This window comes from Neomoorella carbonis, assembly GCF_045278715.1.
In the GTDB taxonomy this organism is placed as follows: domain Bacteria; phylum Bacillota; class DSM-521; order Neomoorellales; family Neomoorellaceae; genus Neomoorella; species Neomoorella carbonis.
The window spans coordinates 1,218,086-1,232,414 of the sequence record NZ_CP136420.1 but is presented as its reverse complement, the minus strand read 5'-3'; the positions used below and the strand labels follow the sequence as shown (position 1 = coordinate 1,232,414).

Annotated in this window: 17 protein-coding genes and 1 riboswitch; all 17 genes read right to left on the bottom strand. The window is 63.2% G+C overall.

Annotated features, from left to right (window positions below):
- Nucleotides 1–768, bottom strand: a complete 768-nt coding sequence (cobS, locus tag MCACP_RS06350) for an adenosylcobinamide-GDP ribazoletransferase (RefSeq protein WP_406678503.1) — start codon at nt 766–768, stop codon at nt 1–3.
- Nucleotides 765–1,826, bottom strand: a complete 1,062-nt coding sequence (gene cobT, locus MCACP_RS06345) for a nicotinate-nucleotide--dimethylbenzimidazole phosphoribosyltransferase (RefSeq protein ID WP_141264390.1) — start codon at nt 1,824–1,826, stop codon at nt 765–767. The genes cobS and cobT overlap by 4 nt, the downstream gene beginning before the upstream one ends.
- Entirely contained in the window at nt 1,814–3,226 is a 1,413-nt protein-coding gene (locus MCACP_RS06340; RefSeq protein ID WP_406678502.1) for a cobyrinate a,c-diamide synthase, read from the bottom strand. The genes cobT and MCACP_RS06340 overlap by 13 nt, the downstream gene beginning before the upstream one ends.
- A gap of 14 nt (nt 3,227–3,240) precedes the next feature.
- Entirely contained in the window at nt 3,241–4,212 is a 972-nt protein-coding gene (cbiB, locus tag MCACP_RS06335; RefSeq protein WP_406678501.1) for an adenosylcobinamide-phosphate synthase CbiB, read from the bottom strand.
- Nucleotides 4,193–5,743 carry a cobyric acid synthase gene (locus MCACP_RS06330; protein ID WP_406678500.1) on the bottom strand — a complete coding sequence of 517 codons (1,551 nt, stop codon included), beginning with the start codon at nt 5,741–5,743 and terminating at the stop codon, nt 4,193–4,195. The genes cbiB and MCACP_RS06330 overlap by 20 nt, the downstream gene beginning before the upstream one ends.
- Nucleotides 5,743–6,381 (bottom strand): precorrin-8X methylmutase, encoded by a 639-nt coding sequence (locus MCACP_RS06325; protein WP_406678499.1) that lies wholly within the window; start codon nt 6,379–6,381, stop codon nt 5,743–5,745. The genes MCACP_RS06330 and MCACP_RS06325 overlap by 1 nt, the downstream gene beginning before the upstream one ends.
- A complete protein-coding gene (locus MCACP_RS06320) occupies nt 6,365–6,748 on the bottom strand; it encodes a sirohydrochlorin chelatase (RefSeq protein ID WP_141264385.1) in 384 nt (127 codons plus the stop codon). The genes MCACP_RS06325 and MCACP_RS06320 overlap by 17 nt, the downstream gene beginning before the upstream one ends.
- Before the next feature lie 13 nt (nt 6,749–6,761).
- Nucleotides 6,762–7,520 (bottom strand): precorrin-6A reductase, encoded by a 759-nt coding sequence (cobK, locus tag MCACP_RS06315; RefSeq protein WP_141264384.1) that lies wholly within the window; start codon nt 7,518–7,520, stop codon nt 6,762–6,764.
- Nucleotides 7,517–8,242: a precorrin-3B C(17)-methyltransferase gene (gene cobJ / locus MCACP_RS06310; RefSeq protein ID WP_406678698.1), complete on the bottom strand. Its 726-nt coding sequence runs from the start codon at nt 8,240–8,242 to the stop codon at nt 7,517–7,519. The genes cobK and cobJ overlap by 4 nt, the downstream gene beginning before the upstream one ends.
- Nucleotides 8,242–9,333 (bottom strand): cobalt-precorrin 5A hydrolase, encoded by a 1,092-nt coding sequence (locus tag MCACP_RS06305; protein WP_406678498.1) that lies wholly within the window; start codon nt 9,331–9,333, stop codon nt 8,242–8,244. The genes cobJ and MCACP_RS06305 overlap by 1 nt, the downstream gene beginning before the upstream one ends.
- Entirely contained in the window at nt 9,326–10,090 is a 765-nt protein-coding gene (cobM, locus tag MCACP_RS06300; RefSeq protein WP_406678497.1) for a precorrin-4 C(11)-methyltransferase, read from the bottom strand. The genes MCACP_RS06305 and cobM overlap by 8 nt, the downstream gene beginning before the upstream one ends.
- Entirely contained in the window at nt 10,087–10,800 is a 714-nt protein-coding gene (gene cobI, locus MCACP_RS06295; protein ID WP_406678496.1) for a precorrin-2 C(20)-methyltransferase, read from the bottom strand. Before cobI ends, cobM begins: the two co-directional genes overlap by 4 nt.
- A 12-nt stretch (nt 10,801–10,812) precedes the next feature.
- A complete protein-coding gene (cbiT, locus tag MCACP_RS06290) occupies nt 10,813–11,421 on the bottom strand; it encodes a precorrin-6Y C5,15-methyltransferase (decarboxylating) subunit CbiT (RefSeq protein WP_406678495.1) in 609 nt (202 codons plus the stop codon).
- Entirely contained in the window at nt 11,408–12,058 is a 651-nt protein-coding gene (gene cbiE / locus MCACP_RS06285; RefSeq protein ID WP_406678494.1) for a precorrin-6y C5,15-methyltransferase (decarboxylating) subunit CbiE, read from the bottom strand. Before cbiE ends, cbiT begins: the two co-directional genes overlap by 14 nt.
- Nucleotides 12,048–13,145, bottom strand: coding sequence for a cobalt-precorrin-5B (C(1))-methyltransferase CbiD (gene cbiD, locus MCACP_RS06280; RefSeq protein ID WP_406678493.1), 1,098 nt, complete (start codon nt 13,143–13,145; stop codon nt 12,048–12,050). The genes cbiE and cbiD overlap by 11 nt, the downstream gene beginning before the upstream one ends.
- Nucleotides 13,146–13,163: 18 nt before the next feature.
- A complete protein-coding gene (cobU, locus tag MCACP_RS06275; protein ID WP_406678492.1) occupies nt 13,164–13,778 on the bottom strand; it encodes a bifunctional adenosylcobinamide kinase/adenosylcobinamide-phosphate guanylyltransferase in 615 nt (204 codons plus the stop codon).
- Nucleotides 13,779–13,856: 78 nt separating this feature from the next.
- Nucleotides 13,857–14,030, bottom strand: a riboswitch (cobalamin riboswitch).
- 29 nt (nt 14,031–14,059) lie between these two features.
- Complete coding sequence (locus tag MCACP_RS06270) at nt 14,060–14,326, bottom strand: translation initiation factor 2 (protein ID WP_406678491.1); 267 nt, start codon at nt 14,324–14,326, stop codon at nt 14,060–14,062.
- Nucleotides 14,327–14,329: the final 3 nt, after the last annotated feature.

Here is a 14,329-nt window from a genome sequence, read left to right as displayed (position 1 = left end):
TTACCACGGCCTGAAAAAATACGCTGCCAGGATAAAGACCTCGGTTATTTCGGCCAGGGCACCGTAGGTATCGCCGGTCAGGCCCCCCAGGAGCCGCCGGATCCAGTTGCACCAGCCCAGGGACACCAGGCCCACCAGGAGCAGGTAAACCAGACCCGGAGGTCCCATAATCAACCAGCCCAGCAGGGCAGTTATCAGGGTGGCTGTAACCAGGCTGCGGCGGCCCCGGCCGGCCTGGAAAAGGGTGCCCAGCCCTTCCTTGCGGGCATAAGGGAAACAGGTCAGGGCCGGTACCATGGCCCAGCGGCTCAAGACAGGCATCAACACCAGCAACGGCGATAGCGGCAGGCTGCCCAGCCAGAGATGTCCGGGCGGCAGAGCCGCCAAAAGGCTGTATTTTAATACCAGCAGGGTGACTACTGCCGTTACGCCGTGGGCACCCACATGGCTGTCTTTCATGATGGCCAGGATGCGTTCCCGCTCCCGGCCGGAAAAAAGGCCGTCCATGCTGTCGATAAAGCCGTCCAGGTGCAGGCCGCCGCTTAAGAAAACCGCCAGGGCCAGAACCAGGCCGGCCCGGGCGGAAGCAGGGACCAGGTAGCTCAATGCCTGCCAGGCACCGGCAAGGATTAACCCTAAAAGCAGCCCTACCAGGGGAAAATAGGCGACACTCCTTTGCCAGGCATCCGGAGAATTAGCCCCGTTGCTTAAACGGATACGTGTCAAAAACTGGAGGGCGGCAAGGAAGGCATTGAGCTGGCCTTTCAACTGTCGAGCGCCCCTGAAACGCCGGCCTGGCTGAAGGTAGCCATCTCGTGGTAGATCTTAATGGCTGCCTCGACCAGGGTCATTCCCAGGGCGGCCCCGGTACCCTCGCCCAGGCGCATCTGCATGGTGAGCATGGGCTTAAGGCCCAGCAGTTCCAGGGCGGCTGCATGCCCGGGTTCTTCGGAAAGATGGGAGGCCAGGATGTATGCTTTGGCCCCCGGTGCCAGGCGGGCGGCCACCAAGGCGGCAGCTCCGGAAATAAAGCCGTCGATAAGCACCGGTACCCGGCCGGCTGCCCCGGCCAGGATAACCCCGGCCATGCCGGCAATCTCCAATCCACCTACCTTGGCCAGGACATCCAGGGGATCTTCGGGATTGGGGCGATTTACTTCCAGCCCCCGGCGAATGGCATTAATTTTTAGCTGCAGGCGTTGATCATCAACCCCCGTCCCCCGGCCGGTAATTTTGTCTAGCGGCAGGCCGCTGAAGGCGGCCAGGATGGCCGTGCTGGGGGTGGTGTTGCCGATCCCCATCTCACCAATGCCCAGCAGATCGCTGCCGGCGGCAATTTTCTCATTGGCAACCTCGATACCGACTTCCAGGGCGGCAATGGCCTGCTCCCTGGTCATGGCCGGGCCCCGGGCCAGGTTGGCCGTACCGGGGGCTACTTTTCTTTTCAGTAAACCCGGGAGGTCCGGCAGTTCCGCAGCCACCCCTACATCCACCAGAACCAGTTCCGCCCCGGCATGGCGGGCCAGGACGTTGATTGCCGCCCCGCCATTAACAAAGTTCATTACCATCTGGGGTGTAACTTCCTGGGGAAAAGCGCTGACTCCCTCAGCTACCACCCCATGGTCCCCGGCCATGAGGATATGGGTCTTGCGGGATAACCGCCGCGGCACTTCTCCTTTAATCCCGGCCAGCTGCCGGGCAATTGCCTCCAGGGTCCCCAGGCTTCCCGGCGGCTTGGTGAGGTCGTCGAGGTGAGCCTGGGCCCTGGCCATGGCCTCCTCATCCAGGGGTTTAATGGCGGCCAGGGTCTGGTTTAATAATTGCACGAAGCATTCCTCCTCCGGTAGGTTTTAAAAAATCTCCTGCATGCCGCCAGGAAATTGGCTGCGGCCTGCTGGTTGCCCAGGAAATGTAAATGCAGGTAAGAAGCCAGCAGCTCACGAGTGGCGTAGCCTTCGTGATAGAGGTTCCCTCTGGCGTACCAGGTATAAGCAGGCGGGAAGTCTGCGGCCATACCGGTCAGCAGCGAATAGTGGAACTCGTGTCCCCGGACGGGATCGCCTTTCTTGCCCAGGAGGTTATCCTGGTATAAAACGGCTTCCCGGTAGCCCAGGCCGGCCAGTTTGGCCTGCATCCGGCAGTCCGCCGGCACTATCCCGGCCAGCTTCCAGGTGCGGCCCTCCAGGTCGGTTATCCCCCGGGTCAAGTACATGAGGCCGCCGCACTCGGCATAAACCGGCATACCTTCAGCTACCCGCCGGCGCAGGTCGGCAAGCATAGACTGGTTGCCGGCCAGGGGGTCCAGGAAGATTTCCGGGAAACCGCCGCCGATAATCACCCCGGCGGCTTCCCCCGGCAGCGCGGTATCGTGTAAGGGACTGAAGGGTATCAGCTCGGCTCCCAGGGCTGTTAAATAATCCAGAGCATCCTGGTAGTAAAAGCTGAAGGCTTCATCCCTGGCGACGGCCACCGGCACCGGCCCGCCGGCCTGCAGGGCTGCCGCAGCAAAGCTCCGGCTCGCCCCGGCCGGTACGGGCCCGGCCTTCGCGGCCAGGGAAACAACCTCTTCCAGGTTGATCCCGGCCGCCACGGCAGCAGCCAGCTCCTGCAGAACCCCTTTTAATCCCTTTTGCTCGCCGGCCGGGATCAGCCCCAGGTGCCGGGAAGGCAGGGCCGGTAAAGCTCCCTTTTTGAGCCACCCTACCACCCTTATACCGGTGTAATCTTCAATGGCCCGGCGGAGCAGCTGCAGGTGGCTTTCGCTGCTGACCCGGTTGAGGATCACCCCGGCCAGGTGCACCCCGGGATCAAAGTCCCGGTAACCCAGAATTTCGGCGGCTGCACTCTGGCCCAGGGAGGTGGCGTCCACGACCAGGAGAACCGGGGCGGCCAGCAGGCGGGCGACGTCCGCCGTACTGCCGCTGCCGTTGCTCCTGTGGCCGTCATAGAGGCCCATGACACCCTCGATAATGGCTATCTCAGCCCCGGCGGCAGCCCGGGAAAAAGCCTCCAGGACGTTTGCCGGGGACATTAAAAAGGTGTCCAGGTTGCGGGAGGGCCTGCCGGTGGCCAGGGTATGGTAGCCGGGATCGATGTAGTCAGGCCCGACTTTAAAGCCCTGGACTTTCAAGCCCCTGGCCGCCAGGGCGGCCATTAAACCGGTGGCGATGCTCGTTTTGCCCACCCCGCTGCGGGTGCCGGCAATAACAATCCGCTTATGGCTCATACAGGTGCTCCTTTTTAGTACCAGCTCCCCTTAAGGCCCAGGATTAACCCGCCGGCCAGGGATACTAATAGCGTGGCGGCCGCCATGAGGCAGACAGCCTGCGAGATATGCTCCTTCCTTAACGCCTGCCGGGCCTCCCCGATCAGGGGGCGCCGGGAGGGGCGCCCCTGGTAGTAGTTGAGGCCGCCCAGCTGCACCCCCAGGGCACCGGCTACCGCTGCCTCCGGAAAACCGCTGTTGGGGCTGGGGTGCCGGCGGGCATCGCGCCGCATAATCGTCCAGGCCCGCCGGCCATAACCCAGCAGGGCGGCCGCCACACATATGGCTATCCCCGTTAGCCTGGCGGGAAGATAATTGGCCACATCGTCCAGCCTGGCTGCCGCCCGGCCGAAAAAAAGGTAGCGGTCGTTTTTATAACCCAGCATGGAATCCAGGGTGTTGACGGCGCGGTAGGCCATGGCCAGGGGCACACCGCCCAGGAAAAAATAGAAAAGGGGAGCGATAACGCCGTCGCTGGTATTCTCGGCTACGGTTTCCACCGTCGCCCGAACCACTTCGCCTGCCGATAGGCCGGCCGTATCCCGGCCGACAATGTAGCCCACCTGCCGGCGGGCCTGCAGCAGGTCGCCTACCGCCAGGGAGCGGGCAACTCCTGCGGCCGCTGTCGCCAGGCCACGGGGAGCTATGGTTGTAGCCAGCAGCCACGCGGCCAGCAATACCTCCACCCAGTAATTAATCCGTCCGGCTGCTGCCAGCAAGCCCCAGGTGATGGCCCAGCTGGCGCCGACGATGCCGACGACTACCACCCCGCCCGTAACTAACAGGTAACCCTGGGAAGCATTTGGCCGCCACAAAATTCTTTCCAGGGCGCTGATACCCGCACCCATGACCTGGGTCGGGTGCAGGAGCCAGGGCGGATCCCCAACCGCCAGGTCCAGGAGCAGGGCCAGGACCAGCAAAAGGACGCTAGGCTCCAAGGCCGTCACCTGCCAGGGGCCGGTCCAGACCCATGATCGCCGCCAATCGTTTCAGATCTAAATGCCTGGCCACCGCGGCAGCCAGGGCATCAAAACGGCGCTCCTGGTCAGCGTCGAAGTCCAGACCGCTTTCCCTGGCCGGCAGGCCGCGCCTGGCCCTTAAAGCGGCCAGTACCCGGTGGCGGAAGGGATCGTTGTCCCAGATACCGTGGATATAGGTACCCCAGACCAGCCCGTCAGGACTTTGCGCCCCGTCGTCAATGTCGACCGGGTTGTTCCCGCGCCGGGTAATTTTAAAGGCCGGCCGGCCTCCCACCAGGTAACTGGCCCCCATATGGATCTCGTATCCTTTTACTTCCAGGCCGTGCAGCGGCCCCAGGAAAGGTCCCGTACCTGTTACCCGTCCCTGTACCAGGTTGGTGGCCTTGGTAGGTTGAAATACCGTCCGCACCGGTAAGAGGCCCAGCCCGGCGATGCCGTCGTGGTCAGTCTCCACATGGTCGGGGTCGGCGATCTCCCGGCCCAGCATCTGGTAGCCGCCGCAGATGCCCACCACCGGGGTCCCCTGCCCCGCCAGTTCTTTGATGGCCTCCTCCAGGCCCCGCTGCCGCAGCCATAAAAGGTCGCCGATGGTGTTTTTGCTGCCCGGTAGGATGATGAGATCCGGTTTCCCGAGGACACATTTATCCTCTACATAGCGCAGGTTAACGCCGTCTTCCCGTGCCAGGGCGTCAAAGTCGGTAAAGTTGGCAATACACGGGAGCTTGATTACGGCTATTTCCACCTCGCCGGGAGCGGTGGGACGGCCGGATGTTCCTTCCAGGACCACGGAATCTTCTTCCGGTAGGCCGTGGGCCAGGAAGGGTATAACTCCCAGGACGGGCTTGCCGGTCTTCCTTTCCAGAAAATCCAGGGCCGGCTGCAGCAAATCCATATCGCCCCGGAACTTGTTAATAATCAACCCGGCCACCAGCTCCCTCTCGTCGGGGTCCAGGAGTTCCAGGGTCCCGACAATGGCCGCCAGGGCGCCGCCGCGGTCGATATCGGCCACCAGGAGCACCGGTGCCCCGGCCATTTTGGCCACCCGCATATTGGCGATTTCCCCGGCTTTAAGATTAACTTCCGCCGGGCTGCCGGCACCTTCAATGACGATAACCTCAAATTCCCTGGCCAGGGTGGCATAAGCCGCCTCGACGTGGCGCCACAGCTCCTGGTTAAAGTTCCCGTGATACTCCCGGGCCCCCAGGTTGCCCACCGGCCGTCCCAGGAGGATTACCTGGGAGCGGGCGTGGGCCGTAGGTTTAAGCAGGACCGGGTTCATTTCCACCCGCGGCTGCACCCCGGCCGCATAAGCCTGCACCAGCTGGGCGCGCCCCATTTCGCCACCGTCCGGGGTAGCGCCGGAGTTGAGGGCCATGTTCTGGGACTTAAAGGGAGCAACCCGGTAGCCGGCGCGGTAAAAAATCCGGCACAGGGCCGCCGCCAGGACACTCTTGCCGACATTGGAACTGGTCCCCTGGAGCATAACTGCCCGGGCCATTAATGGTCACCTTCCCCGTCCCAGGTCAGGTGCAGCAGGGCATTGACGGCGGCAACCGCCACCGTGCTGCCGCCCCTGGTACCCCGGACGGTGACAAAGGGTATGCCGGCTGTTTCCAGGGCCGCTTTGGCTTCCGCCGCTCCCACGAAACCCACCGGCGTGCCGATTACGGCCGCCGGCGCCGCCCGGCCGGCGGCCATCAATTCCAGCAGGCGGAAAAGGGCCGTGGGGGCATTGCCGATGGCCACAACGGCTCCCGCCATCCGGGGCGCCAGGTATTCCATGGCCGCCATGGCCCTGGTCACCCCCCTGGCTGCTGCTGCCTCGATGACCTCCTTTTCCCGGATGGCACAGATTACCCGGCCGCCGCCCCGGGCCAGCAACTGGCTGCTGATCCCCTGGCGCACCATTTCGATATCGGTGATGATATCCGCCCCCCCACGCAGGGCCGCCGTCGCTGTCTCAACCAGCCGGGGGTGAATGACTACCAGCCGGGCATAATCCAGGTCACCGGTGGCATGGATGATCCTGGTTACAATAGCCCTTTCCCCGCGCCCCAGGCCGAGATCCCCCACCCGGGCCGCTATGATCTCCCGGCTGTGGGCCTCAATGGCCCGGGGATCATGCAGATACGACACCGGGGGCCACCTCCTGGATGCGCTCGACAATAACCTCGGCGATTCTGCGGTCGGCGCCCAGGTTGGTGCCATAGATCAAGGTAGTGTCCGGGAAACGCTTCCGGGCCGCCTCCAGCAGCTCGGGAATGTCCCGCTGGACATGGAGGCCGTTGCAGAAGAACATTGGTATCACAATAATTTTCTGCAGGCCTTCTTCCACCAGCATGGTAATCCCTTCCATGAGATCCGGGTGGGTGCGCATCATATAGCAGGGCTGTACCCGCATCCCCCCCAGCATTTCCTTTACCTGGGCCGCCAGGAGTTTTAGGTGCTCGTTGGCCTCCGGTATGCGGCTGCCGTGGCCCAGTAAAATAATACCCGTGCCCATTGTTACCCTCTCCTTATCTCTCCAGCGCTTCTCCCAGCATAGGGATGATCTCTGCCAGCGGCAAGCTGTCAGGCTCCGGCGGGCGGCGGATGACGACGACCGTTAGCCCCAGGTCCAGGGCGGCCTGGATTTTTTCTACCACCCCGCCGGTGGTGCCGCTGTCCTTGGTTACAACTACATCGGCTTTGAACTGCCGGTAAAGGGCCTGGTTTAACTCATAACTGCAGGGACCCTGGATGGCCACGATATCCCCCGGCCAGATGCCCAGCTGGCGGCACCGGGCCAGGGAAGTCTCCTCCGGCAGCACCCGGACAACGAGCCTCTTGCCGGCCAGAGCCGGTGCCGTGGTAAAGCACTCCAGGTGACGCGTGCCGGTGGTTAGAAATATTACCTGTCCCCGGGAGGCCAGTGCCGCCGCTTCCTCAAAACTAGCGGCCGGCAGCAGAGCCGGGTGGGAAGGCAATTTAACCTCCGGCCGGCGGTAACGGAAATAGGGCAGCCCCAGGGTGCGGCAGGCCTGCCGGGCTGCACCGGTAATGGCGGTGGCGAAGGGATGGGTGGCGTCAATCACCGCCCTGACGCCGTGGTCCTTTAAAAAGGCCAGCAGGTCTTCTTCCCCCAGGGGTCCTTCGTGGACCAAATCGGCTCCAGCCTCCCTGGCCAGCCTGGCCCCGTACCCTGAAACAGCGCTGGCTGCCACCCGGTAGCCTTCGGCCTTTAAAGTGCCGATAACTCCCCTGGCGTCGGCCGTCCCGGCCAGTACCAGAATCACAGCCGGTACCCCCGGGGTGTCACCAGGCGGCCATCCAGCACCCTGGTCTGGCTGTTGCCGATGATGACCGTGCTGACCATATCTACCGGTAGTTCCAGGAAAGTGGCCAGGTCGCGGATCCAGACTTCTTCTCCCTCCCGGCCGGCGTTACGTACCACCCCTACCGGCGTGGACGGCCGGCGGTACTGGAGGATAATATCCCGGGCGCGGCGGAGGTGATCGGGACGGCCGTGGCTGCGGGGATTGTACAGGACCAGGACGAAATCAGCCGCTGCTGCGAGCTCAAGGCGCCGGGCGATAACCTCCCAGGGGGTCAAACGGTCGCTCAGGCTGATGACGGCGAAGTCATGCATCAGGGGCGCTCCCAGGACGGCTGCCGCGGCGGTGGCTGCCGTCACCCCGGGAATAACCCTCACCGTTATTTCTTTCCCCCGGGGGTGTTCGGCCAGAACTTCCAGAATCAATCCGGCCATACCGTAGACACCGGGATCGCCGCTGGAAATAACGGCCACGCGGGCCCCGGCAGCAGCCCGGGCGACGGCTTCCCGGCACCGGGCTACTTCCCCCGTCATGCCGGTAACCACTACCTCCCGCCCGGCTGTCTGGGAGGCTATTAAATCAATATACGTGCGGTAACCGACGATTACTTCCGCCCGGGCCAGGGCCTGCCGGGCGCGGGGCGTCATTTCTTCCTCCCGGCCCGGCCCCAGGCCGACGACCATTATCTCCCCAGGGCCAGGGCTACTGTCACTCCCCGGTAACTCCTTTTGGGACATATCAATTCCCCCTCTCCTGCAGCCAGGATTGCCGCCGGCTCGCAAACGCCGGGGATGCCAACGTACCGCCTAACCCTTTCCGAACGATGCAAATGGGGTTGACGTTCCAGGCAGTCCGTCAGCTGCCGGGGCGTAAAGGTAAGGAGCTGTACACCAAGGCGGGCGGCAGCCCCCTGCAGGCCCGGTTCCCCGCCCTTAAAATCAACGCTGGCCAGGGCTGCTAGACTCCGGCGGCTGAGGCCCGCTTCCCGCAGGGCCAGGCCCAGGGCGTAGAGGATGGTACCGGCAGATACGCCGCGGCGGCAGCCGATACCGGCGCTGATTACCCGGGGCCGCCAGTAAACCCACCGCGGGCCCGGCAGGGGCAGGCGCCGCCAGGTAACCATAATTCCGGCCCTGTCTTCCCCTCCTGCTGGACAGGCTTCAAGGAGACGGGGCCTTAAGGCGGGCAGGGCCTCCTCCAGGGACTTGAGTAAAGGCTTTTCTACCAGCAAATCGACTGGCTCGCCGTTGACCAGGGCTGCCATCACCCTGGTAAAGGCGGCTGCCGGCCAGACACTCATGTTCAACTCCCGGGCCACCAGGTCCAGGGGGGGCAGCCCCTGCACTTCGCTGGCGGTGGTAATAACCGCCTGGCCGCCCAGCAGCGCCGCCACCCTGCGGGCCAGTTCATTGGCCCCGCCCAGGTGGCCGGAAAGGAGGCTGATGGCGTATTTACCCCCCACGTCCACCACCACCACGGCCGGATCTGCTTTTTTGGAAACAAGGTGGGGGCTCAAAGCCCGCACGGCAATGCCGGCAGCCATAATGAGGATTAACCCGCGGTACTGGTGAAAAATCCGCCCCAGGAACGGCGATAAAGGCCCCGCATACGGCACTACTTTGAACGGGTCCCCTTCACCGGCCCCTGCCCTTGGAACCAGGCCGGCCGGGATAAAGATAGTCGTCCCCGCCGGTAAAGAACGGGCCAGCTGCAGGGCCGTCTGGAAACCGGGCCGGGTCAGGGTGACAATGGCTATTCCCTGTCCTTCAGTCATGGGGTGTCTTAGCCTCGCGGTAGCCGTGGCTGAAGGCCGGGTTGTACAGGCAGGAGCGCTGGTAGCTGCCGGCCAGAAAATCGCCGACCAGGAGCAGGGCCGTCCGGTCAATGCCCGCCTCCCTGCTTCTAGCGGCAATATCCCCCAGCGTACCATGGATAATCTTTTCTTCCGGCCAGGAGGCCTTGTAGACTACTGCCGCCGGGGTATTTTCCCCATATCCCCGGGCCAGCTCGGCCGCTGCCGCCGCCAGGTCCTGGCTGCTGAGGAAAAGGCACAGGCTGGCGCGGTGGCGGCTTAAATCGGGCAGGCTTTCCCCTGCGGGCACCGGGGTGCGGCCGGCCCGCCGGGTGAGGATCACCGTCTGGCTTATTCCCGGCAGGGTAAATTCCCTCCTGACGGCGGCTGCCGCCGCCGCAAAGGAGCTGACGCCGGGCACGATCTCATAAGGTATACCCAGCCCCTCCAGGGCGTCCATCTGCTCCTGGATGGCCCCGTACAGGGAAGGATCGCCCGTATGCAGGCGGACCACCTTTTCGCCTCTGGCTACCGCCTCCTGCATGATGGCCAGGACTTCTTCCAGGGTGAGGGAAGCGCTGTTATACAGCTTGGCTCCCGGCGGCGCATACTTTAAAATTTCCGGGTTCACCAGGGAGCCGGCATAGATAATGACCCCGGCTTCCTCTAAAAGACGGCGCCCCTTGACGGTAATCAGCTCCGGGTCTCCCGGCCCGGCCCCGACAAAATAAACCTTCATGCCTGCCCCGCTCCTTTGACAATAATCAACGACAGGTAATCCTGCTTCTTACCCTTTTCGGCTACCAGGTCCCGGCTGAAGCTCTCCCCGGCCTGGCCGCAGCGGCTGGCCAGGAACGACTGCCCGGCCACGCCCGCCTCCTCCAGCACGGTAACGATGGCGTCATAGCGGCGGGCGACTTTCATTAAGACAAGATTGGGAAAAAGGGAGAGGTATTCCTTTAAACTGGCCGGGTCCTTGAGGGCCGGGATAACGGCCAGGGGTTCGTCCCCTACCGCCAGGGGGACATTCAACCTGGCCGCTGCCGCGGCAAAGGAGGTGATCCCGGGAACGGTAACAATTTTTAAATCCGGCTTGAGTTTTTGCAAGCGTTGCATTAAATAGCTGTAGGTGCTGTACAGGGAGGCATCTCCAAGGGTCAGGAAGGCGACATCCTTACCGGCGGTAAGGATGGCCAAAAGTTCCGCTGCCGCTGCATCCCACGAGCGTTCCAGGTACGCCCGGTCATGGGTCATGGGCATGAAGAGGTTCAGTATTTCCTGGCCGGGCCTGATAAAAGGCCTGACCACCTGCAGGGCCAGGCTTTCCTCGCCCCGCTGGGAAACCGGTACCGCCAGGACCGGTACCTGCTCTAAAATGGCTTTAGCCTTCAGGGTCAGCAGGTCCGGATCCCCCGGTCCAACCCCGAGGCCGTAGAGGGTTCCACTCACCACTCCTGCCTCCTATTCGTCACGGCGCAATTGCTTCACCAGCTGCACTATATATACGGGATTCAGGGCCCGCCAGATGTGGTAGCGGCCGGCCGGTTCCAGGCGGGCCAGGTTGGCTGCCAGGGCCTCTACCTGGTAGCCCCGCTGATAGCCGAAGGCCACGGCCGTACTCAAGGTCTCGACGGTGATGGCATTGAGGACGATAATTCCTCCCGGCCGCAAAACTTCATGGCAGACCCGCAAAATCCCTTCCAGGTGCCCGCCGCTGCCCCCGATGAAAACCCGGTCCGGCGGCGGCAGACCCGCCAGGGCCGCCGGGGCCCTGCCGGCCACCAGCCGGACATTATCCAGGCCAAAACGCTGAACATTTTCCCGAATCAGGTTACAGGCCTCCGGGTTTACCTCCACGGCCAGGACCTGTCCCGGAGCCACCATCCTGGCCGCTTCCACGGTCAGGCTCCCGGTTCCGGCGCCAATATCGTAAACGGTCATGTCCGGTCCCAAACGGGCTTTGGCCAGGGTTAGGACCCGGACTTCCTCTTTCGTCAGCGGGACCTGGCTGCGGCTGAAGCAGTGGTCGGGTATCCCCGGCGTAGTGTAGGGCCAATTAATCCGGTTCATAACCGGCTATCACCACCCCTGGCCTGGTCAAGGGCTGCCGGGCCAGTTCGGCCGCCGTCAGCCAGGCCGTCTGCTCCTGGCTGCCGCCCAGGTCGATCCCCACCCACAGCTTGATACCGGCCAGGCCGTGGTCGGACAGGTATTTACCTATAACTGCCGGGGTGTTGGCCCCGCCGGTCAGTATAGCCAGCCTCGCTTGCCCGGCCGCCAGCCGGGGCAGGTACGGTTCCAGGATCTCCAGGGAGCGTCCGTGGCAGCTTAAGAAAACGGCATCTTCCCAGCCCTGCCCCAGGCGGGCAAAGGCCAGCTGGACGGAACTGATGCCGGGGATAACGTTGATTTTTTCGCCGGGAAACTGGCGCTTGAGCCACGCGAGGAGGCTGTAAAAGCCGGGATCCCCCGATACCAGGATGGCCGTAGGGCGGCCGCGTATCTGCAACAGAAAGGAGCGTAACCCCTCCAGGTCGCCCGTGATAACCCTTTTCTCGCGTTCTAAATCTTGAAAAAGGTTCAAAGCCCGGGGGCCGCCGATAAGGACTTCGGCCGCCGCCGCCGCCCGCCGGGCCGCCGGCGTTATGTATTCCGGGCTGCCTGGTCCAACCCCGATGACGGTCAGCCACCGGCCATCAGCTCCCATGGCCCCACGCCTCCAGTATCTGCCGGGCCACCGCATCCCGACCCATAATTTCTCCCTGCAGGCTGAGCAAAACCGTACCTACGGTGAGCTCACCACGGACAAAGTCCTCGGCCCGCCGGCTGGCCCGGGCCGCCAGGGTGTCCCAGAACTCTCGCCCCAGACCCTCGTTGGCGATAATCTCCCGGGCAGCTTCTACTGTAGTTACCTCTAAAAGCTGCCGCACTGCTTCCGGGGATGCCCCCCGCGCCGCGGCCCAGGCGGCCAGGATTTCCTGGCGGGCGTCGGCCAGGCGGCTGTGGGTATAAAAGATGCCTCCCGCCACCTTGATGAGCTTGCCGCCGTGCCCCCACAGGAGCACCCGCTTCACCCCCCGCCCGGCGCAGGCCTCCAGCATGTAGCCGATAAAGTTGCCGGTCAGAACAATGGCCGCAGCCGGCAGGTGATAGCGTTCTTCAGCCTGGCGCTGCCCCAGGCGGCCGGGGGTCAGGATGAGGGTCTCCCAGCCGGCAGCCAGGGCGACGTCTATTTGCGGTATCAGGGAAGTACGGTAGGCCTCTTCGGACATGGGTTCGACCAAACCGGTAGTGCCCAGGATCGAAAGGCCGCCCTCAATCCCCAGGCGGGGGTTGAGGGTCCGCCGGGCCAGCTCTTCCCCCCCGGGGATGCTGATTTCCAGCTCCAGGCCCTGGCCGGGCGGGGTGACGTCGGCGACTGCCGCGGCGATCATTTGCCGGGGAACGGGATTAATGGCCGGTTCCCCGGGCGGTAGGGCCAGGCCGGGACGGGTTACTGTCCCGACGCCGGGTCCGCCGCGCAAAGTCAACCCCCGGCCGGATTGCCGGGCGCGGACGTGGATGGCAGCCCCGTGGGTAACGTCAGGGTCATCGCCGGCGTCTTTGACCACCACTGCCTCGGCCCAACCCGGACCCTGGTGCACGGTAACCGGCAGGGTTACCTTTTCCCCCCGCGGCAGGGTAAGGGTAACCTCCCGCACCAGTTGTTTCTGCCATAAAGCTATGGCCGCCGCCCTCGCCGCAGCAGCCGCACAGGTACCTGTGGTATAACCCCGCCGTAACTCCCTCTGCAACGATTTCTCCTCCAGTTTTTATTGTATTTTCGGAGAAGTTCCTGCCAACAACCTTTCTTCATTAGCCTTATTATCCTTTAAAACCAGGGGCAGGCCGGCCACCACCAGGTAGACCTGGTCGGCCCGGCGGGCAATCTCCTGGTTGGCCAGGCCCAGCAGGTCCCGGAAAACCCGGCCCAGGGGATAGGGAGGAATGAGCCCCATTCCCGCTTCTTCCGTAACAATAATCACCCGCGCCGGTACCTGCCGGGCTACGGCCGCCAGTTCCCTCACTTTGACCATGATGGCTTCTACAACCGCCGTACTTTTTTCCCAGCTGTCTCCTGCTCCTGCTGCCTCCTGGCTCAAAAGGTTGCTGAGCCACATGCCCAGGCTGTCCAGGAGGATGGTACCGGCACGCCGCCCTTCCCGGGCCACGGCTTCCGTGACGGCCAGGGGAGCTTCCACCGTCAGCCATGCAGCCGGCCGCCGGCGCCGGTGCATTTCCACCCGGGCCGCCATTTCCGCATCGCCCACGACGGCCGTGGCCAGGTAGACTACTTTTTCGCCCCCGGCAGCAGCCAGTTCTTCAGCCAGGCGGCTTTTGCCGCTCCTGGCCCCCCCGGTTACCATGATTAACGACCCGTACCCCATGGTATGCCTCCTAAAATAAAAACTCCAGCCCCCACGAAGCAGCTGGAGTCACTCCACCTAACTTTAGGCCCCTTGACGCGAGGGTGAAATGAACAGGCAGGTTTCCTGGCTCCGGCTCCTTGCCTGGCTTCGCCTTCCCGGTATAATACCAGTGGCCTTGAAGCAGGCTCCCCGGTTACAGTGGCGCGACCGCTCAGGATTTACACCTGATTCCCTTTTAACCTTTCAGGCACCTGTTCCCTATTAAGTTAATTATAGTATAAATCGCTCCCTCCTATCAGTCAAGCCCTGGGTAACGATATGCTTTGTAATTTATTTGCGAGCATAGCCAGCTCTTTATTCTTTTCCCAGATAGCCCGGGCATAGCGCCGGTTGCGGAGCTGGAGCTTTTCCTTTTCCTGGCGCAGGCGATTCACCATTTCCCACTTTTCTGTTTCGCTTTTTTCCACCAGGCGCATCAGGACACGCCGGCTGACCCGTAATTGTTCCACTTTGCTTTCCAGCTCTTGAATGCGCCGGTAAAGGGCACCCGGATCGCTGCCAGCCAACGG

What these genes read in the sequence shown, in the direction of transcription:
- MCACP_RS06305 (WP_406678498.1), bottom strand. Translation starts at nt 9,333, where the DNA reads ATGACTGAAGGACAGGGAATAGCCATTGTCACCCTGACCCGGCCCGGT.
- MCACP_RS06340 (WP_406678502.1), bottom strand. Translation starts at nt 3,226, where the DNA reads ATGAGCCATAAGCGGATTGTTATTGCCGGCACCCGCAGCGGGGTGGGC.
- MCACP_RS06320 (WP_141264385.1), bottom strand. Translation starts at nt 6,748, where the DNA reads ATGGGCACGGGTATTATTTTACTGGGCCACGGCAGCCGCATACCGGAG.
- cbiE (WP_406678494.1), bottom strand. Translation starts at nt 12,058, where the DNA reads ATGGGAGCTGATGGCCGGTGGCTGACCGTCATCGGGGTTGGACCAGGC.
- cobM (WP_406678497.1), bottom strand. Translation starts at nt 10,090, where the DNA reads ATGAAGGTTTATTTTGTCGGGGCCGGGCCGGGAGACCCGGAGCTGATT.
- cobU (WP_406678492.1), bottom strand. Translation starts at nt 13,778, where the DNA reads ATGGGGTACGGGTCGTTAATCATGGTAACCGGGGGGGCCAGGAGCGGC.
- cobJ (WP_406678698.1), bottom strand. Translation starts at nt 8,242, where the DNA reads ATGGTCGTCGGCCTGGGGCCGGGCCGGGAGGAAGAAATGACGCCCCGC.
- cbiT (WP_406678495.1), bottom strand. Translation starts at nt 11,421, where the DNA reads ATGAACCGGATTAATTGGCCCTACACTACGCCGGGGATACCCGACCAC.
- MCACP_RS06330 (WP_406678500.1), bottom strand. Translation starts at nt 5,743, where the DNA reads ATGGCCCGGGCAGTTATGCTCCAGGGGACCAGTTCCAATGTCGGCAAG.